The sequence below is a fragment of the Pseudoalteromonas sp. PSi26 genome, assembly GCF_054960575.1.
In genome coordinates, this window is the sequence record NZ_JBHNYT010000008.1 from 178,077 (window position 1) to 196,039 (window position 17,963).

The following is a 17,963-nucleotide window of genomic DNA, read 5'->3' on the forward strand; positions in this document are numbered from 1 at the left end:
TTTTGTGATCCCTTTTAGAACTGTTAAAGTAGCGCATAATTGGTTTATTGATAGAGAAATATAATGGCTGGATTTTGGAATTACCGTGTAATTTTTTGTGAAGCAACAAAAGATGAAGCAGCGCAATATCAAATACACGAAGTAGAATATAACCTTAATGGTAAAGTAACTAATTGGTCTGAAACAGGTGCAGCACCGTTTGGTACAACGCTTGATGAATTAAAAGATGATTCGGCGCGCTTAAAAACTGCTTTTGAAAAACCTGTACTTAAGGTGGTTCGTAAAGCCCGTGGCTATGAGTTAGTTGATATTGAAACCGGTGAAGAAGCTTTTGGTGAGCCGCCGGCGGGTTTAACGCAGTAATAATGAAAAACAAAAAAGGTGCTCTAGCACCTTTTTTTAGCACTTTAATTTAAGGAGAGATCATGAGCTTACAGGCCGTTTTATTTGATATGGATGGCACGCTAGTCGATTCAGAAGCGATGCATTTTGTATGTTGGAGCACATTGTTAGCGCCATTTGAGGTAAGTTATTTAGAAGATGAATTTTGTCAGCGGTTTTCAGGGCGTCCTACACTAGAAGCGGCAATTGAAATTAAAAGTGAGAATAACTTATCAGTTAGTGCTGAGTTTTTAGCTGCTGAAAAATACCGATTATTTGGTGAGTACGTCAAAACGAACTTACCACCGCTTATGCCATATGTAGTACAAACGTTAAAAGCGGTTAAAAATAGTGGCTTAAAAATGGCACTTGTCACCGGTAGTGCAACAAGCGAAGCTATGCCAATTCTAAAAGGATTAGGGTTTTATGAGCTGTTTGACACACTTGTTACTAAAGACGATGTAATTAATCCCAAGCCTGCAGGCGACCCGTATTTACTCGCTTTAAAGCAAATAAACATAAAGCCAGAAAATGCGATAGCCGTAGAAGATACATTTACAGGCGTAAGCGCCGCAAATAATGCGAGTTTAAGGGTGGTTGCTATTGCTAATAGCCACACCAAAGATCATGACTTTAGCAAAGCGACCTATTGCATGGGTAACCTTGATGAGTTTTGGCAATGGGTGCAATCTCAACTATAGTTTAAGTCACTATTACCTAGCTTGGATGCGCTAATGATTGCTATAAAATGGATGTTATTTATTACGGTTATTTTGTTTAGCTGCTCGGCTTATACTTCTCAGCCTTCTGTATTATTAGCCAAAGTATATGATGAAGAAAAGCACAATGATATTAGTGCGTATTTAGTTAGCGAAAAATTTGACGGTGTAAGAGCCATATGGACCGGCACACAGTTTGTTACTCGCAAAGGTAATGTGATTAATGCACCACCTTGGTTTACTTCATCACTGCCTAACATATGGTTAGATGGCGAGCTTTGGACTGAACGGGCACATTTTGCTGCATTAAGCGGTATAGTAAGAACTAAAATACCAAATAACCAAGACTGGCAAACTGTCACTTACAAAATATTTGATATGCCAGATAAAACCCTACCTTTCAGTGAGCGTTATAAAAATTACACCCAACTTGTTACACATATTAATCAGCCCCATATCCAAGCCGTTAAACAGCGTCGATTTAAAAATAACAAACAGCTTTCTGACTATTTTAATAACATAACTTCGCTGGGTGCAGAAGGCGTTATGTTGCACTTAGCTGATGCAAAACACAAAAGTGGACGAAGTGGTGCTTTGTTAAAGTTAAAACCTTACCTTGATGCTGAGGCGGTTGTCATTGCTTATTTACCGGGTAAAGGGAAATACACGGGGATGCTTGGTGCGCTGCGCGTTAAGTCAGCCTCTGGGCAGCTATTTTCAATTGGTACAGGATTTAGCGATGCCCAACGGCAAAACCCACCGGCCATTGGTAGCACCGTTACCTATCGTTTTCATGGGTTGACTAAAAATGGCCTTCCTCGCTTTGCTAGCTTTTTAAGAGTGCGAGAAAGCATATAGCAATTTAAAAGTGATCTTAAATATGCTAAATTGCGCGGCCTTTTTGGTAATGTGTGGTGGTATATGTTTGTAGGTTTTGATTACGGTAGTTCAAATTGTGCTATGGGTGTAATGAACAATAATAATGTTCAGTTAGTGCCTTTAGAGCAAGGCAAGCATTACTTACCTTCTACACTTTATACGCATCATAGTGCTTTGGTAGTTGATTTTGTGGCTAAGCATTTGAAAGGAACCGCGCATGAACAAGATTTTAAATCTCAGCGCCAAGCCCTTTTAAATTCATTGCCTCGAATTAAATCAGACCTTGATTTACAACCTTCAGATGAAACCTTATTTATTGGCCGTGAAGCAATTAGTGAATACGTTCAATTTCCTGAAGAAGGGTACTTTGTTAAGTCACCCAAATCGTTTTTTGGTGCAACCGGTTTAAAGCAAGGCCAAATTAACTTTTTTGAAGACATTGCAACGGCAATGATCTTAAAAATAAAACAACGCGCAGAGCAGTCTTTAGAAAAAGAGCTTACTCAAACTGTTATTGGCCGCCCTGTAAACTTTCAGGCGGTAGGCGGTGAACAGTCGAACCAGCAAGCTGTGGGTATTTTAGAGCGAGCTGCAAAACGTGCAGGCTTTAAAGACGTTAATTTTTTATACGAACCGCTAGCAGCAGGTATCGATTACGAAAGTGATTTAACACACGATCAGAAAGTGTTGGTTATAGATATTGGTGGGGGGACCAGTGATTGTTCGTTTGTGCAAATGGGCCCAAGTTTTAGAGGAAATAGCCAGCGCGATAACGACTTTTTAGCTCACAGCGGTAAACGCGTTGGCGGAAACGATTTAGATATTGCATTGAGCTTTCACGGGTTAATGCCCTTATTAGGGCTTGGCAGTACATTTAAGTCGGGATTACCTTTGCCAAATCAGCCGTTTTGGCAGGCATGTAAAATTAACGATGTTAATTTGCAAAGCCAATTTTACAGTGAAAGTCAGGCGCGTGAACTTAATGCACAGTTGCGAGATGTAAGTGCACCAGACCTTTATAAACGCTTAATTCACTTACAACAAAATAAACAAGGGCATCAACTAGTTCAACAAGGTGAAGCCGCAAAAATAGCTCTTTCGTCAACACATGACTTTAACTGTGACTTGCGCTTTTTAGATACTGAACTTAGTAAAAACTTATCTGTTCATGATTTATCGCTAGCTGTAGAAAGTAGTATTAGCCAAATAGTCACTTTGGCAAAACAAGCAATAAGCGATGCACAAACAACACCAGACGTTATTTATTTAACGGGGGGCAGTGCGCAGTCTCCACTAATCAAAGCAGCACTTAGCGAGCACTTAGGTGATATTAATATGGTCAATGGTGACCATTTTGGTAGCGTAACTGCTGGCCTGACTAAATGGGCCAGCATGCTTTATAAGTAGCTTAAAGGCTTATAGACTTATTTGTCGGGTTGCGAGGTATTTTTCGTAATCTGGCAAGGTACGCTCAAGCTCGTTTTCCATTAAAGGAGAACTTAACAGCATATCAGCACTTACCTCGTTACACGCTACAGGAATATTCCACACTGCCGCTAAGCGCAGTAATGCTTTTACATCAGGGTCATGAGGCTGAGAAGCTAAAGGGTCCCAAAAAAATATTAAAACATGAATTTCATGCTCTGCTATTTTGGCGCCCAGTTGTTGGTCGCCACCCATTGGGCCACTTAAAAGCTGAACAACATCAAGCCCTGTACTTTTTTGAATTAAATGCCCCGTTGTACCTGTGCCGTATAAGGTGTGTTTGCTCAGTGTGTTTTTATGTTTGTCGCACCACAGCTTTAGTGCGGCTTTTTTGCCATCGTGAGCAACAAGGGCAATATTTTTTTTTGCAGGGAGAGATTGCGTTTTTTGTTCCATATTAATTCTTTTTATTTGTGCCTAAATGCTCATAGTTACACCAACTGTTCGCAATATTTAGGAAAGTTATAATAGTAGATTAATAGCGAGGGTAATAAATATTATTCCCGTTACTCTATCAATCCAAAGTTGACTATTTGGATGCTGCCTAAAAAACTGTGCGATCTTGTCGCCAAAATAAATATACGTGCAGTCTATTGGAAAAGCAAAAATAGGGTATAGCAGGCCAAAAAATGCGAGCTGAAAAGTGGCTGATGATAAGTTCGGGTCTACAAACTGTGGAATAAAAGCAATAAAAAATAAAGCGACCTTAGGGTTAAGTACCTCGGTCATCATGGCTTGAAACATCACATTAGACTTTTTAGCTGTGCTCACGTGTGGCTTATTTTCACTTTGTGTTTGTGTGGCAGTAGCCGTGCTTTTTATCATCATAAAGCCTAAATAACACAAATAAGCTGCACCGGCATATTGAACAGCACTATAGGCAACTGGTGATGCTTTTAAAATAGCACTTAAGCCTATTACGGCAAAAAAGGTATGCACAACACCACCTAATGCAAAACCAAACGCACTTTGCATACCCGCAGTGCGGCCATTTGCGAATGTTTGTGCCATTAAAAACGCATTCGAAGGGCCTGGGGCAACCGCCATTAAAAAACTAGCAATTAAAAAAGAGAAAAGAAAATCGGGATTAATCATTATTAGAATTGATTGCTAAATATGAGTGAGTTTATCAAGCAACTAAGTAAATAAAAAGCGGGCTTTTGCCCGCTTTTGTAGGTTACGTTTTTATTAAAAAGTAACGGTTGAGTTGTTAGAGCATGCGGTTGTGCTTTGTGCTTCACATATTTGGTAAGTGTATGTGCCGCCACCTTTGGTCGATATTCTATCAGTGAAGCTATTAGTATTAGCTGTACTTGTTACTTTGCTACCGTTACGGTAAACATCCACTTGGCTTGTTGTTGCACCAGCCCAATTAAGGTCAACATACTTAGTGCCCTTTGATTTATAACCTGATGCAGAAAGCGTTATGTCACCCACAGGTTCTGGGTCAGTACCACCGCCACCATTATCGCCACCCGCACAGCCATTGGCTGTTAGATAGGCATCTGCGTCGGCTGCTTTTACAATACCGTACCCAAAGTAATCATCGCGACCTGTTGCGCCTTGATCTTGTGCAGTTGCTTTTAGCGCGTCACGAATCTCCGTACCTGTACATTCACTATGGTTTGACCATACAAGTGCAGCAATACCCGATACCGCTGGCGTTGCCATTGATGTACCACTCATGAACCCATAGTCAGATGCGCCAATATCTATGGTGACAGTTGTACTTCCAAGCAGTGCAGTGCGATCTTCAAATGCGGCACCCACAGCCGGGATTGTTGTATTGTTAGTATCGCCAAGTGTTGCGTAAAGCATACCCGCTTCGTTGTTAATGATAACAGCGCCTATTCCACCTGAATTTTCACAGTTGGCCACTTTGTCATAAAAAGAAACTACACCACGGTCGATTAAACACACTTTCCCAGCAGCACCATTATCAATATTTTGTGCAGTTCCCATAAAGTACGCAGATGCTGATGCTTGACCAGTATTTTCCATTGCAGATGATGCGTATGGTGTGCCGTCAGCAGACATATTTGCAGCGGATGCCATGCCAGCAGGGTAGGTTGAAAGCGTATCTACACCACCAGCAGTTACTTCAACACATACTGTTTCGTCAGTTGTAACACGTCTTCCCTTACCTGATGAACAACTCGGGAATTGTGAAAAGTCAGCAATTTGATTATCTGCATCATTTGCACCCACCATCATAACTGATGGGTAGCCAGCTGGATATGAACGAACGTTGTTGCCATCGTTACCGGCAGCAGCAACTACCAGGCCTCCAGAATTAGTAAAGTTAGCAAAAGCATTCGATTCAGTGCTGTTTGAGCCACCACCGCCTAAGCTCATGCTGATAATATTTGCACCTGCCTGAGAACATAAATTAGCAGCTTGTGCTAGGTCTGATGAATAACCCCAGCCAGATTCGTTAAATACTTTTATTATGTGCATAGCAACACCTGGTGCCATGCCTACAACACCTAAGTTGTTATCAGCTGCACCTATGGTACCCGCAACATGAGTCCCATGTGGCCCACCATTATCGAACCAGTTACCTGTGCCGCTGTCGTTATCACCTGTGATGTTTCCCCAAATGAAATCAGGGTTTGTACTGTCTAAGCCAGAATCAATAACACATACTTTCATACCCGCATTAGCGTCAAATGTTACCTGGTCAGCTTGAGATTGATAAACAGCATACGGTGTAATTTGTTGTTGCATTGCGTTGCCAGCGTCATCATTAAATAATGATAAAGGAACACGTTTTTGGTCTTCTTCAATAAGGTTTATGTGAGGGTTATTCAGTAAACCTTTTAAGCTTGTTAAATCGTGGCCGGTAAATTCAGCGGCAATAAACCCGTTACCGTCAACTTTTATATCACCACCGAGCTTTTTAGTAAGCGCTTTTACGACACCTTTTTTGTTGTTATCGACTTGAATTACGAAACGATCGTTTTGTGCACTTGCATTACTTGCAGCACATAGACCAGATAAAATTAATGCTAAGGCAAGTTTATTTTTTTTCATTTTTACATCCTAGAACTATATTGTTAACCATTCGTTAACTTAAATTAACGATAGAGGATTTGTACCTAGATTGCAACACTGGATTGTTAATAAAAGTGAAATAATATTGATTGAGTTATTAGGGTCTGTTGATCTTTGCGGATTAAAGTTTTTTAAACTGGGGGTTATTTAATCGCGGCATGAGAGTTGTAACTTAGTGAGCAGTCGATAACCGTTTCTGCGTTATTTAACTGGCTTACATCCTTGTAAAAATAAGTAAAAATTGAGTAAAGCTTCCGCATCCTGCTCACGCTCCTTACCTTCATTCATGAAGGCAACAAAGAGTAGATAGCCTCTAGAAAGAAACCCTTGAGCAGCGATTGTTTGGCATTAATGCTGCTTTATCGCCAATTTATGGGTAATAACCACACTACATAGGCTGCTGAAAATTTAACTTTGAAGGGGCAACAGATCCCAGTTAACAGTGCGTAAATATAAGTTACTTACCCACTAATGATTAACTTTTGTTAAGTAGGTTATGAAAACTGTGCTTTGCGAAACAACAAATAACTAAAAGGCGCCAATAATAAAAAGTGGACGCCAATTAATATCGGGGTCGATAATTGTAAAAATTGAGTGATGAACACCAGCAAACTTGCTCCACTCATTTGCATTGCACCAAGCAGCGCTGAAGCTGTTCCTGCTTGTTTAGGAAAGAGGCTTAATGCTCTTCCTGCTGCAGAGCCAAGGGTAAGTGCAAAGCCAAATGCAGCCACAAACATGGGGATCATTAACGCGAGTGCCGATTTATATTGGCTAAACACGAGCATCAATAAACCAGAGCCAACCAATAGGAGTAACCCTATTTTCAAAGCACGTTTGGGGTGGCGCTTTATATATAGCGGCATAACAAAGCTGGCAATAATGCTTAAAACGGCATTAAGTGAAAACCAAAATGTAAAGTTAGCTACGCTGCCGCCAAGTTCTGTAATGATCCACCCTGGCGCTAAAGTGACAAATACCAAAATAACCGACATTGTGACCATACAAAGTAAGCTATTAAATAAAAATAGTGGCGTAGATATAATGGGTATAAAGCGTCTTAAGTCGAGAATATGCCCCTGATACACGCTATCGGCTGGTCGTGTTTCTCTAAAAAAGAATAGCGTTACAATAAAGCCTACTAATGCAAACCCAGTTAAAAATAAGAAGTTCATTTCCCAGCCAAACTTAACCGTTAACCAAGCTCCTAAAATGGGCGCCAACGCAGGAATAAAGCACACAATGCCATTTAAGTAGGTAATAATTTGGCCGCTACGCTCGCTACCAAATTTATCTCTTACAATAGCAAAAGCAACAACAAATGTGGCGCATGCGCCTAACCCTTGCAATGCACGCGCAGAAAGTAATACTTCAAACGAAGGGGCATAGTAAGCAAGTAGCGCAGAGCCTGCATATAAGCTTATACCCACTAATGCGACAGGCTTTCGGCCAAATCTATCAGCTAAAGGCCCTGCTATTAATTGACCTAATCCAACAGTTAACATAAAAATGGCAACGGTTTGCTGCACTTGTTGCTCAGTTACCAAAAATTGCTCTGCTATGGTAGGGAAGGCGGGCAGATAAATATCAATAGCCATAGGGCAAAAAATAACAAGCAACGCTAAGATAAGTAATAAAGTTAGATTAGGTTTTGCGGGTTGTGAATGCATTGAGTCTCCTTTTTCGCGTATTTTAGGGGGGCACTCATAAAAAAGAAAGGGCTTTTGGCCTATGCATACGTCGTCATTCGTATTTTTTATTAAACACGTGGTAAAAGCAGCGATTAAAACGGCTTTTTTTAACTGGTCTGATGTGTTAGCGTTAATAAAGTAATTGTAACTGGAAAACTATAATGGCAAATCAATCACCACTTGTAAAAACGTGGCATAAATTTAAAAACTTACCCTTTGGTAATTGGCTTTTTACTAAGGCGGTTTGTTTTAAAGCCCCTTACTTTGGTTCTATGAAACCTTACGTATTAGACCTTCGAGAAGGTCATTGTAGCGCTGTTGTTAAAAACCGCCGAAGTGTTCATAACCACATTGGAACCATTCATGCAATTGCGCAGTGTAACCTAGCTGAGTTGTGTGCAGGTGTGATGGTTGATGCGACTGTACCGGTAAAAACCCACCGTTGGATCCCAAAGGGGATGACCGTACAATATTTGGCAAAGGTTGATACAGACGTTACGGCTATTGCTGAGATTGATTTACCACGCCAGTGGATAGATAAAGAAGACTTAGTAGTACCCGTTAAGCTTTATAATACCCGCAACGAACTCGTGTTCACTGCAGATATTACAATGTATATTACTGAGAAAAAATAGCCTACCGCTAACTTTTATCTGTGGCTTGTTTATTTACAAACGACAAGCCGCTGTCATCTTCTTCAATCAGTGTTTTTACTTCTGTTTCAATTGGTTCAGCAGTTAATTCTACTGTTTCTTTTTCAGTGCGTTGCTTTAAGTTGCCTTCAATTACAGCGCCAGCATCAATACTCAATGAGTCATGAAACACATCGCCATGAACATGGGCACCACTTTGTATTTTTACTTCGCTTGCATTGATAGAGCCAATAACAGTGCCTTTAACAACAATGCCTACTGCTTCAACAATTCCTTCAACTACACCGGAGGAGCCTATAACTAACTGCTCGGCTTTAATGTCGCCATCTATGCGACCATCAAGTTGAACTTCACCTTGGCTTATTAAAGTGCCAGTAAGGCGCACATCTTCAGAAATAATAGAGGGGGTGTGATTAACCTTTCTTAGGTTAGTACTTGTTGATTTTTTTCTACCGAACACGAGAGAGCGCCTTTGTTATTTTTAGAGGATTGACTTGTTCGCCATTAACCAATACTTCGTAGTGTAAATGAGTGCTGGTACTTCTTCCAGTGCTCCCCATTAAACCAATCACATCGTGCTTAGCAATGTGCTGGCCTTTTTTTACTTTTATTTTATTTAAGTGGCCAAAGCGAGTGACTAAGCCATTTTTGTGTTCAAGTTCAATAAAATTACCGTATCCGCCATTACGCCCTGCACGAAGAACCACAGCGTCGGCCGGAGCAAAAATTTCGGTTTTGTGCCAACCCGCTAAGTCTACGCCCTTGTGAAATGCTCGGCGGTTATTCATTGGGTCTTTACGTAAGCCAAAGCTACTTGAAATATAATATTTTGCAGCGGGTAAGGGCAGGGTGTTAGGTAATTCAGTTAATAAATTTTCTAGATTATTTAACGCAACTAACTTATCAACTATAGCCAAAAAATGACCGGGTATATTTGTTTCATCGAATACATCAAACGGGCCACCTTGAGCAATATGCAAAGAGTTAATTGTTAGGTGTTTTTCCAAAGCGGCATCAAGGCCTGCGCCCTTAAGCATCGCTAAAATAGCGTTATGTCGTTCGTTTATTTTTTTGTCTAGGTAATTAAAGCTTTGTTCATATTGCTCATTTAAATGTGCCAAACGCGCCTCAAAACTAATAGGCTTACCTAAATTAACTTGCTTAACATTTGGGGCTTCATCCACTAAAGGTTCATGAAATTCGTTTTTATTTTCGTTAATAGGTGACTCAAGCTCTTCACTCAACTGAATAACGTCTTGGCTAATTGAAGCAGGTAAAGATTCGATCATACTTTGAAGTAGCGCTTGTTTTTGTTCAAGGGTTACTAGCTGTTTGAGTTGCTGTTCGTGAAGACGTTGTTGCTCGCTAACTTTTTGTTCCCATAGTGCTTGTTTGTTAAGCTGATTTTTTTCTATGTCAGAGATATGGTTAGTTTGTGTGTATACACGAAAGCTAGAAATGCTCACCCAGACAAGTGTTGCTAAAATAAGCACTATTGCAAAAAGTTGTAACCAAGGCGCTAAAACAACATGCTTAACCTCGCCATTTTGACGAATAAGGAGTTGGCGAGCTGGAAAAAGTTTTTTGTAAGACTTTATAAATACTGACATGGCATATAAACACTGGCTACTAACCGGAATAATGTATCAATCTGAGCTTAAAAAGCCAGAAAAAAATTGTAACTGTTCAAAAATTAATAAAAAAGGGCTGCTTTTAAAAGCAGCCCTTTCATTTAAGTATGTTTGATTGAGATTATTTTGCGGCTAAAACCGTGCTTTCAACTGAACCAAAACCAATACGTGCAAAACCTTCTTTTTCACACCAGCCGCGCATGATAACGTTATCGCCATCTTCTAAAAAGCTGCGTTGTTCACCATTGCTTAGCGTTATTTTTTCTTTACCGCCACGAGATAGCTCAAGTAAAGAACCCGCTTCTTCATGTGTTGGGCCTGATTGCGTACCCGAACCCAGCATATCACCCGGCATAAAGTTACACCCGTTAACCGTGTGGTGAGTGACCATTTGAGCAACAGTCCAGTAAGAGTGCTTAAAGCTAGAGGTAGATACGCGGGTAGGAGAGTGCCCTTCGCTACGCATTTTTTCGGTTTGAATTTTTACATCCATTTGAATATCAAATGCACCTTGCTCGCGATTAGCGGCAGACTCTAGATATGCCATAGGTTGAGGATCGTTTTCATCACGGGTCCAACTTGTTCTGTAAGGTGCGAGTGCTTCTGTTGTAACAATCCAAGGAGACACTGTTGATGCAAAATTTTTCGCTAAAAACGGACCTAATGGTTGGTATTCCCAAGCTTGTAAGTCGCGGGCAGACCAGTCGTTAAACACACAAAAACCAAATACATGGCTTTCTGCATTTTCGATTGCAATTGCATCGCCAAGCGCATTTCCTTTACCTAAGTAAATGCCAAGCTCTAGCTCGTAATCAAGGCGTTTACATGGGCCGAATGATGGTACTTCAGCATCAGGTGCTTTAGTTTGTCCTTTAGGGCGGTGAAATGTTTGCCCAGACACATCAATAGATGAAGAACGGCCATGGTAACCAATTGGTACCCATTTATAGTTTGGTAATAGTGGGTTATCAGGGCGAAATAAACTACCTACTGCCGTTGCATGATAAATAGAGGTGTAAAAGTCGGTGTAGTCACCAATACGACATGGTAATGAAAATTCAATATCAGCTTGCGATATTAATACGCCCGCAATATCTTTTTGACAATCAGCGCCTTCGCGTAATGCTTTTGAAAGGGCTAAACGAAGTGCTGACCAAAATTGCTGACCCAAACCCATAAATGCATTTAGTGTTGATTCGCTAGCTGCATCGAGTGCTGTTTTAGCATCGCCTGTAAATACATTAAGCTCACTTAGTTTTGCAAGATCGATAACCTGATCACCTATCGCAACACCGCCACGAAATTCTTCGTTAGTACCTTTGCGACGAAACTCGGCAAATGGCAAGTTTTGAATAGGAAAGTCGCAATTGGCAACATTCGCTGACTCTACCCAGCTTGTTAAATTAATATCATGGGTTTCGTTAATTAGGCTCATTACATTTCCTTTGGTTTAACTGTATGGCAACAATGGAGTATTTATTTAAGCATACTTGCACTTTAAGCCATACATTTTAAATATTAAAACGACAAAAAGCAGCGAAGGCCGCTGCTTTTAATTCACTCAAAAAGATTATAAAACGCCGCGGCGCTCTTGATCGCGTTCAATTGATTCAAATAACGCTTGGAAATTACCTTCACCAAAACCGCCATCATCAACGCGTTGAATCATTTCAATAAAAATTGGGCCAAATAAGTTTTTAGAGAAAATTTGTAGTAGGTAACAATTTTCGCTTTGGCTATCAACCAGTATTTGGTGTTCGCGAATTTTGTCTTTGTCTTCTTTTACCCACGGCACACGGTCAAAAATGGTGTCGTAGTACTCAGGGATAATATCAAGCGTTGCAATCGTTGATTTATCTAGCTTGTCTAGCGAGCTAACTAAATCGTCAGTTAAAAATGCTAAATGCTGTACGCCTGGGCCATTGTACTCACCTAAGTACTCGTCAATTTGGTTGTTGTCATTGCCTTTACCTTCATTGATTGGAATTGAGAAGGTGCCACATGGAGATTTAAGCGCATATGAAATTAGCGCCGTTTTTTGACCTTTAATGTCAAAGTAACGTACTTCTGTAAAACCAAACACATCTTTATAAAAGTTTGCCCATGTTTCCATTGTGCCTTTATAAACATTATTAGTTAGGTGGTCGATACGCTTAAAGCCTTTGTCTTCAACAATAGTTTGTGTTGCTAAATCTTCAAAGTCACTTTCGTAAATAGTGCCTTTATCGCCAAATTGGTCAATAAAGTAAATTAGGCTATCGCCAATACCGTAAATTGCAGGGTAAGGAAGATTTTTGTGTGTAGAATCGGTTGCAGGTTTTGCACCGCGCTCTACTGCAGTTTCAAATGCTTTTTGAGCATCTTCAACACGCCAACCCATTGAACAAATTGCAGGGCCATGGCTTTTAGCAAATTCGGCTGAAAAACCTTCACGCTCGTTGTTCAGTAAAAAGTGAATATCGTTTTGATTGTAATAAACAATGTCTTTACCTTTAAACTTTTTAAGCTTTGAAAAGCCAAAGTCAGTAAATACTTTGTCCATGTAATCTGCATCAGGCGTGGCGTATTCAGTAAATTCAATACCGACTAAACCTAAATAGTTAGTTACTTCACTCATTTTAATTACTCCCACAATGTAAGCACTGTGATTATTTGTTGTTGTGTTAATGGCAAGATAATTAACCAGAATAAGATTTAGGGGAAGCGTTGCGCTGTATTTAGTATTTAGGCTGTGTGTAAATTTTATAGGACGTTTAAGGTGAACTTGCTTTTAGTGCATACAGAGGAGAACATTTACGCTGTAAAAATAAGCGGTTAGCGTTATTGGTTTTTAGTTAAGTTTATGATTTAAATTAATAAAAAAGAGAGTTTAAGTGGCTAAACTCTCTTTTGTGGAGTGGTATGAAATAGGGTTAAGTGTAATTAATTGTTTACGTTTTTGGTGTGTTCACCAAAAAACTTGCTACGCTGTTGTAACCACAAGTTTGGTTTTATTTCAGGGGCCGCTTGGTAATGGCGTTCAATGGTTTGATTAAGTACGCGTGTTGCTTGCTCGTAAGTCAGTTTTTGCTGCGCATTACCTAAGCTTTTTATTTCGTCGCGGCTCATTGCACGGCCAGCATAAAGCATGGCGTTTAAATAGCCTGGTTCGGTTTCAAAGTTGTCATCATTAAACAGCAGTACTGCGTCTTTGAGTGCCCAGCGGTTGTTTATTTCTCCATCTTCCTTTACACCCACTAGTTCGCCATCTATGTACACTTCAAATACGCCATTGGAAGGCGCCGTATAAAATACTAAAGCGACACGATGCCAAGAGTCTGGTTGTGTATTGCCAAAATAGCCGCTGTCGCTGGTTGATTTACCATAACCACCACTTGGGTCAATAAATATGTCGGCGTCGTCGGTTAGGTAGTTAATAGTATCGGCTTGGACAACCGCACGATAAATATCTTGGCCTTCTGATGGCCAGTATAAATCCATTACAAGCGTGTAGTCTGAAACCATGCCATCAGCGGCATAATCGCCGTTAGCGGGTGTGTTTAAGGTAATATGCAAGCCTTCGGTTGGTGCATGCCTTGAAAATGCCATTACACCTGACGGTCCATCACTCAAATCACTAATGCCGAGTTCGGTAGTGGTTTTATATTGAGTTTCTTCTGGGCCCCAGTCTTTTTCTTCAGGATCGAAGTAACTGAGTACTGAAGGTCCAAAATCTGCTGTAAGTGGGCTTGCTGTATTATCAAAATTCCATACCGTTATGTTTTCTTCGTTTGTACATGAAAACAGTTGATTGTTGGTATCTAGGTATAAGCACTGGCTTGTTCTAAATCGGGCGTACTGATCTAGTAACCACCATGCTTCGGCAATGGGTTCTACGTTTGAAAATGTAACACCATTAAAAAATAATTCAGGGTTAAGCGCTGCACCTTTAAATAAAGCAACATCATAGCTGCTGGTAGCTTGAATGTTATCTGGTGTAAGTGCAAACCAGTCAGGTTGGCTTGCATACATAGATGTTAAGTCTGTACCTGTTACTGTCACTTTATATATTGCGTTAAAACCGGGTGTATTTGAAGGCTGTCTTTCTACATAGAATGCTTCGTGAAAATCTTCTTGTGTGAGCGTGCCGGGTGTCCAACGCTTTTGAACCAGTTCGGGGTTTAACAGTGCAGCTGTGATTGAGCTTTCGTGTTGCGCGGCTAATGCTGTTATTTCAGCTAACTCAATTGCACTAGGGTAGTTTTCTGAAATAGCTATTTCGGTTTGCGCATCGGGTGCGTAACGCCCCATAATTTCATCAATGGCTTGCTTTGTTGGGTCATCACGTTCTGTAATTGTTTCAGTGGCAATTGTTTGATAGTTCACAACAGGGGATGTTTTATCAGCTAAATTAAACTCAAGTGTTAAATCGGTTATTCCTTTTGCATAAAAGTCAGGTTGAATAACAATGGCGCCATTATCTAGTGTATCAAAGCTTTCGCCGCCATGAGTATGGCCCCCTAATACTAAATCAATGCCTTCAACGTCAGTTGCCATATCGGTATCTAGGCCTACACCTAAATGGCTTAGCATTACCATGTAATCAACATCATCACGGTATTGGCTTACAATGCTTTGTGCGACTTGTTGCCATTCCCAGCTCATTTTAAATTGTTTGATAAAATCAGGAATTGGATCGTCTTGCTGTGGCTCATCTAATTCATTCCATGGCACCGACGTCATGCCAAATACGCCTAAGGTCACACAGCCCACTTGCACTTTTGCAAAGCTCACAGCGGCAAAATCTTGAAGTTGCTCCCCTTCATAGCGAGTGTTACTTGCAAGCACAATTGCTTTATCATCTTGCGAATAGCTCAGTAGTTTTTCTGGCCCCCATGCATAGTCGTGGTTTCCCACAACACGAATGTCAAACTGCATCGCTTTAATGGCTTCTTCGGTTGCTGTACCTTGTGAAAGTTGCTCTGCTACCGTGCCTTTTTCATAATCGTCACCACCATTGGTAAATAGGGTATGTGGTGTTTGGTTGGCGACTTGATTGTAATAGGCTTTAATACGGCTAAAGTATTGTTCCTGATACCCAAAACGAGCATGTAAGTCTGCTACATGAACAAAGCGTACCGATTGTGTTGTTGCGCTCGCTTCACATGTTGGACCAATATCGGCGAATGCTTCTTTACGCTGCATTTGAATTGCATAAGTGCCTACTTGGTTCACTTGTGCACTGACATAATCATCGCTTACGGTTGAGTTAGTAATCGTTTCCCACCTATTTAGGCCTAACTGTCTGGCTATGAATAATTGCCCACCGAGTACATAGTCTTCAGGTATTTTTATTCTAATAGTAATAGAATCTGAAAATGTAATGTCAGGGTCGGGTATAAGAGTGTGTAAATCAGAGATAATGTTTAACTGTGCGTTGGCATCATCTAGCGTTGTTTTTTCGTAAGTGATTTCGCTATTTGATGAAGCTATATTTGCAGGGATAATTAATTCAAACCCGCCGTTATCTAGCGTTGAGTTTAATCCGTTAGCAGCAGTTAAAGAAAGTAGGGTTGGCTCGGGTTCAACAGGATCGTTTGGATTAACCGTTACTGCATCACTCGCACCACCGCATGCACTTAACATAAAGAGCAAAAATGGTATTGCAGCTATTTTTAATAACTTGTCCAATAACATATACAGCAGTCCTCGGGTGTCTAATTTAACAATTTATTAATGCATAATATCAGTTAAAAGTATGGGAGCATAGCTGTATAAAAATGCCCCCATAACAATTATGGGGGCATTTTTTATTTGTTACTACATTTGGAATATGCAGTAAATAATTATTAGTACAAAAGGATTAACCGAATTAGGTCTCTAATCCTTGTTTTTCCCATATTTTCGCTTTAAAGCTCATAAGCACTAAAACAATACCTACACCAATGCTAAATAATGCAATTTGTAAGTATAGGGTAGGGATCTCTTGAACGTTATTAGGATCAAAGTTACCTGCAAGTATGCCCGAGATAACATTACCAATAGAGTAAGTTAAAACAAACACACCCATTAACTGGCCCGTATAGCGACGAGGCGACAGTTTACTCACTGCACTTAATGCCACAGGGCTTAAACAAAGCTCACCCACTGTGTGTAAAAAGTACGTAGTAACCAACCAGTAAGGCGCTACTTTTAAGCCTTCTGCTGCATAATGTGCTGCCATAAACATGACTAAAAAGCCTGAGGCCATAATAATCAAGCCAAATGCACATTTTACGCTGTAAGTAGGCGATATCATTTTTTTAGATAGGTTTATCCAAAGCGCAGCAAAAAATGGCGATAAAACAATAATAAATATTGAATTTAAAGATTGAAACCATGTAGTTGGAATTTCAAAAGTACCAATAAGTCGGTCAGTGTAATCGCGGGCAAATAGGTTTAATGAGGAGCCAGCTTGCTCAAAACCAGACCAAAAACATGCAGAGGCAACACAGACTAAAAATAGTGCCCACATTCTTTGCTTTTCTTCGCCTGTTAATTTGCCTTTAAAATAAATAAGGCCAAAGTACACAAAGAATATAACAGTAAATATAACAGCTGTATAACCGGCTACAACTGAAGGGTTTATAATAATGGCACCCGTCATAGCGGCTATGGTAACACCCGCAACAACAGCCACAAACAAAGCGATAGCGCCCCAAGTACGTGAAGTGCCTTTAGCGCTTAATGGATTAGCAGGTAAAGCGCTGTGCTCTGGTAAGTTATTAAGGGTAAGTTTGTATTGTACTAAACCAATGGCCATACCAACAGCTGCTGCACCAAATGCCCAGTGCCAACCTACGTTCTCCATAAAGTAACCACATACGTAGTAGCCTATTAAAGAACCCAAGTTAATACCCATGTAATAAATAGCGTAACCGCCATCACGACGCTCATCAGCATCGCTGTACAACTGGCCTACCATTGCACTGATATTTGGCTTGAGTAAGCCCGTACCTGTAGCAACAAAAATTAAACCAATAAAAAACGAATATTCATGCGGAACGGCCAAAATAATATGGCCACACATAATGATAATACCGCCGTACCAAACCGCTTTTTGGCCACCGAATAATCTATCTGCAAGCCAGCCACCTGGCAAACCTAAAAAGTATACCGCACCTGTGTACAAACCATAAATAGCAGCCGCTGATGCAACCGTAAAGCCAAGGCCTTCTTGTTGTAAGCTTGCTGTCATGAATAATACGAGCATAGCTCGCATACCGTAATAACTCATTCGTTCCCACATTTCAGTGAAGAACAATGTCGAAAGTCCTTTAGGGTGGCCAAACCAGCCACTATCTGGAGCTGAACTCATATTTACTTCCTAACTTAAAGAATTGTTGTGATGGCCTTATAATTTTTTGCTTTAGCTAAGTTAGCCCGTTTATAAGGTTAAAGTGCTCGACCACCAGTATATTATTTGTATCTAAGATAATGATTTGCTGTATG

Annotated in this window: 15 protein-coding genes; 5 read left to right on the top strand and 10 right to left on the bottom strand. The window is 40.4% G+C overall.

Annotated features, from left to right (window positions below; translation table 11 throughout):
* Positions 1 to 63: 63 nt before the first annotated feature.
* The 4 genes from ACFI34_RS11045 to yegD all read left to right on the top strand — a co-directional run bounded on the left by ACFI34_RS11045 (position 64) and on the right by yegD (position 3,386).
* Positions 64 to 363 (top strand): hypothetical protein, encoded by a 300-nt coding sequence (locus ACFI34_RS11045; protein WP_058405052.1) that lies wholly within the window; start codon positions 64 to 66, stop codon positions 361 to 363.
* Positions 364 to 425: 62 nt separating this feature from the next.
* A complete protein-coding gene (locus tag ACFI34_RS11050) occupies positions 426 to 1,082 on the top strand; it encodes an HAD family hydrolase (protein WP_462673518.1) in 657 nt (218 codons plus the stop codon).
* A gap of 33 nt (positions 1,083 to 1,115) precedes the next feature.
* Positions 1,116 to 1,958, top strand: coding sequence for a DNA ligase (locus ACFI34_RS11055; RefSeq protein WP_462673519.1), 843 nt, complete (start codon positions 1,116 to 1,118; stop codon positions 1,956 to 1,958).
* A 63-nt stretch (positions 1,959 to 2,021) separates the two neighbouring features.
* Positions 2,022 to 3,386, top strand: a complete 1,365-nt coding sequence (yegD, locus tag ACFI34_RS11060) for a molecular chaperone (protein WP_462673520.1) — start codon at positions 2,022 to 2,024, stop codon at positions 3,384 to 3,386.
* A gap of 9 nt (positions 3,387 to 3,395) precedes the next feature.
* On the opposite strand, the gene ACFI34_RS11065 is transcribed toward yegD, so the two are convergent.
* The 4 genes from ACFI34_RS11065 to ACFI34_RS11080 form a co-directional block, all read right to left on the bottom strand.
* Positions 3,396 to 3,860 (bottom strand): methylglyoxal synthase, encoded by a 465-nt coding sequence (locus ACFI34_RS11065; RefSeq protein ID WP_006791424.1) that lies wholly within the window; start codon positions 3,858 to 3,860, stop codon positions 3,396 to 3,398.
* Between the two features lie 66 nt (positions 3,861 to 3,926).
* Positions 3,927 to 4,559, bottom strand: a complete 633-nt coding sequence (locus ACFI34_RS11070; protein WP_462673521.1) for a LysE family translocator — start codon at positions 4,557 to 4,559, stop codon at positions 3,927 to 3,929.
* Between the two features lie 93 nt (positions 4,560 to 4,652).
* Entirely contained in the window at positions 4,653 to 6,497 is a 1,845-nt protein-coding gene (locus tag ACFI34_RS11075; protein ID WP_462673522.1) for a S8 family serine peptidase, read from the bottom strand.
* Between the two features lie 515 nt (positions 6,498 to 7,012).
* Positions 7,013 to 8,188 carry a multidrug effflux MFS transporter gene (locus ACFI34_RS11080; protein WP_462673523.1) on the bottom strand — a complete coding sequence of 392 codons (1,176 nt, stop codon included), beginning with the start codon at positions 8,186 to 8,188 and terminating at the stop codon, positions 7,013 to 7,015.
* A 182-nt stretch (positions 8,189 to 8,370) separates the two neighbouring features.
* On the opposite strand from ACFI34_RS11080, the gene ACFI34_RS11085 reads away from it, so the two are divergent.
* Positions 8,371 to 8,844 carry a hotdog fold domain-containing protein gene (locus ACFI34_RS11085; RefSeq protein ID WP_006791419.1) on the top strand — a complete coding sequence of 158 codons (474 nt, stop codon included), beginning with the start codon at positions 8,371 to 8,373 and terminating at the stop codon, positions 8,842 to 8,844.
* 7 nt (positions 8,845 to 8,851) lie between these two features.
* Here the strand turns inward: ACFI34_RS11085 and ACFI34_RS11090 are convergent, their stop codons facing one another.
* The 6 genes from ACFI34_RS11090 to ACFI34_RS11115 all read right to left on the bottom strand — a co-directional run bounded on the left by ACFI34_RS11090 (position 8,852) and on the right by ACFI34_RS11115 (position 17,829).
* Positions 8,852 to 9,322 carry a bactofilin family protein gene (locus ACFI34_RS11090; protein WP_462673524.1) on the bottom strand — a complete coding sequence of 157 codons (471 nt, stop codon included), beginning with the start codon at positions 9,320 to 9,322 and terminating at the stop codon, positions 8,852 to 8,854.
* The gene (locus ACFI34_RS11095) at positions 9,312 to 10,472 is read right to left on the bottom strand and encodes a peptidoglycan DD-metalloendopeptidase family protein (RefSeq protein WP_462673525.1); all 1,161 of its coding nucleotides are present in this window, start codon (positions 10,470 to 10,472) and stop codon (positions 9,312 to 9,314) included. Before ACFI34_RS11095 ends, ACFI34_RS11090 begins: the two co-directional genes overlap by 11 nt.
* 142 nt (positions 10,473 to 10,614) lie before the next feature.
* Positions 10,615 to 11,928 carry a fumarylacetoacetase gene (gene fahA / locus ACFI34_RS11100; protein ID WP_462673526.1) on the bottom strand — a complete coding sequence of 438 codons (1,314 nt, stop codon included), beginning with the start codon at positions 11,926 to 11,928 and terminating at the stop codon, positions 10,615 to 10,617.
* A 135-nt stretch (positions 11,929 to 12,063) separates the two neighbouring features.
* Positions 12,064 to 13,110 carry a 4-hydroxyphenylpyruvate dioxygenase gene (gene hppD / locus ACFI34_RS11105; RefSeq protein WP_138527457.1) on the bottom strand — a complete coding sequence of 349 codons (1,047 nt, stop codon included), beginning with the start codon at positions 13,108 to 13,110 and terminating at the stop codon, positions 12,064 to 12,066.
* A gap of 305 nt (positions 13,111 to 13,415) precedes the next feature.
* Positions 13,416 to 16,169 (bottom strand): metallophosphoesterase, encoded by a 2,754-nt coding sequence (locus ACFI34_RS11110; RefSeq protein WP_462673527.1) that lies wholly within the window; start codon positions 16,167 to 16,169, stop codon positions 13,416 to 13,418.
* Between the two features lie 175 nt (positions 16,170 to 16,344).
* A complete protein-coding gene (locus tag ACFI34_RS11115) occupies positions 16,345 to 17,829 on the bottom strand; it encodes a peptide MFS transporter (protein ID WP_039037791.1) in 1,485 nt (494 codons plus the stop codon).
* Positions 17,830 to 17,963 lie beyond the last annotated feature (134 nt).

Bases quoted from the DNA above. Each gene is read 5' to 3' on its own strand.
- ACFI34_RS11045 (WP_058405052.1), top strand. From the start codon at position 64: ATGGCTGGATTTTGGAATTACCGTGTAATTTTTTGTGAAGCAACAAAA.
- ACFI34_RS11050 (WP_462673518.1), top strand. From the start codon at position 426: ATGAGCTTACAGGCCGTTTTATTTGATATGGATGGCACGCTAGTCGAT.
- ACFI34_RS11055 (WP_462673519.1), top strand. From the start codon at position 1,116: ATGATTGCTATAAAATGGATGTTATTTATTACGGTTATTTTGTTTAGC.
- yegD (WP_462673520.1), top strand. From the start codon at position 2,022: ATGTTTGTAGGTTTTGATTACGGTAGTTCAAATTGTGCTATGGGTGTA.
- ACFI34_RS11065 (WP_006791424.1), bottom strand. From the start codon at position 3,860: ATGGAACAAAAAACGCAATCTCTCCCTGCAAAAAAAAATATTGCCCTT.
- ACFI34_RS11070 (WP_462673521.1), bottom strand. From the start codon at position 4,559: ATGATTAATCCCGATTTTCTTTTCTCTTTTTTAATTGCTAGTTTTTTA.
- ACFI34_RS11075 (WP_462673522.1), bottom strand. From the start codon at position 6,497: ATGAAAAAAAATAAACTTGCCTTAGCATTAATTTTATCTGGTCTATGT.
- ACFI34_RS11080 (WP_462673523.1), bottom strand. From the start codon at position 8,188: ATGCATTCACAACCCGCAAAACCTAATCTAACTTTATTACTTATCTTA.
- ACFI34_RS11085 (WP_006791419.1), top strand. From the start codon at position 8,371: ATGGCAAATCAATCACCACTTGTAAAAACGTGGCATAAATTTAAAAAC.
- ACFI34_RS11095 (WP_462673525.1), bottom strand. From the start codon at position 10,472: ATGTCAGTATTTATAAAGTCTTACAAAAAACTTTTTCCAGCTCGCCAA.
- fahA (WP_462673526.1), bottom strand. From the start codon at position 11,928: ATGAGCCTAATTAACGAAACCCATGATATTAATTTAACAAGCTGGGTA.
- hppD (WP_138527457.1), bottom strand. From the start codon at position 13,110: ATGAGTGAAGTAACTAACTATTTAGGTTTAGTCGGTATTGAATTTACT.
- ACFI34_RS11110 (WP_462673527.1), bottom strand. From the start codon at position 16,169: ATGTTATTGGACAAGTTATTAAAAATAGCTGCAATACCATTTTTGCTC.
- ACFI34_RS11115 (WP_039037791.1), bottom strand. From the start codon at position 17,829: ATGAGTTCAGCTCCAGATAGTGGCTGGTTTGGCCACCCTAAAGGACTT.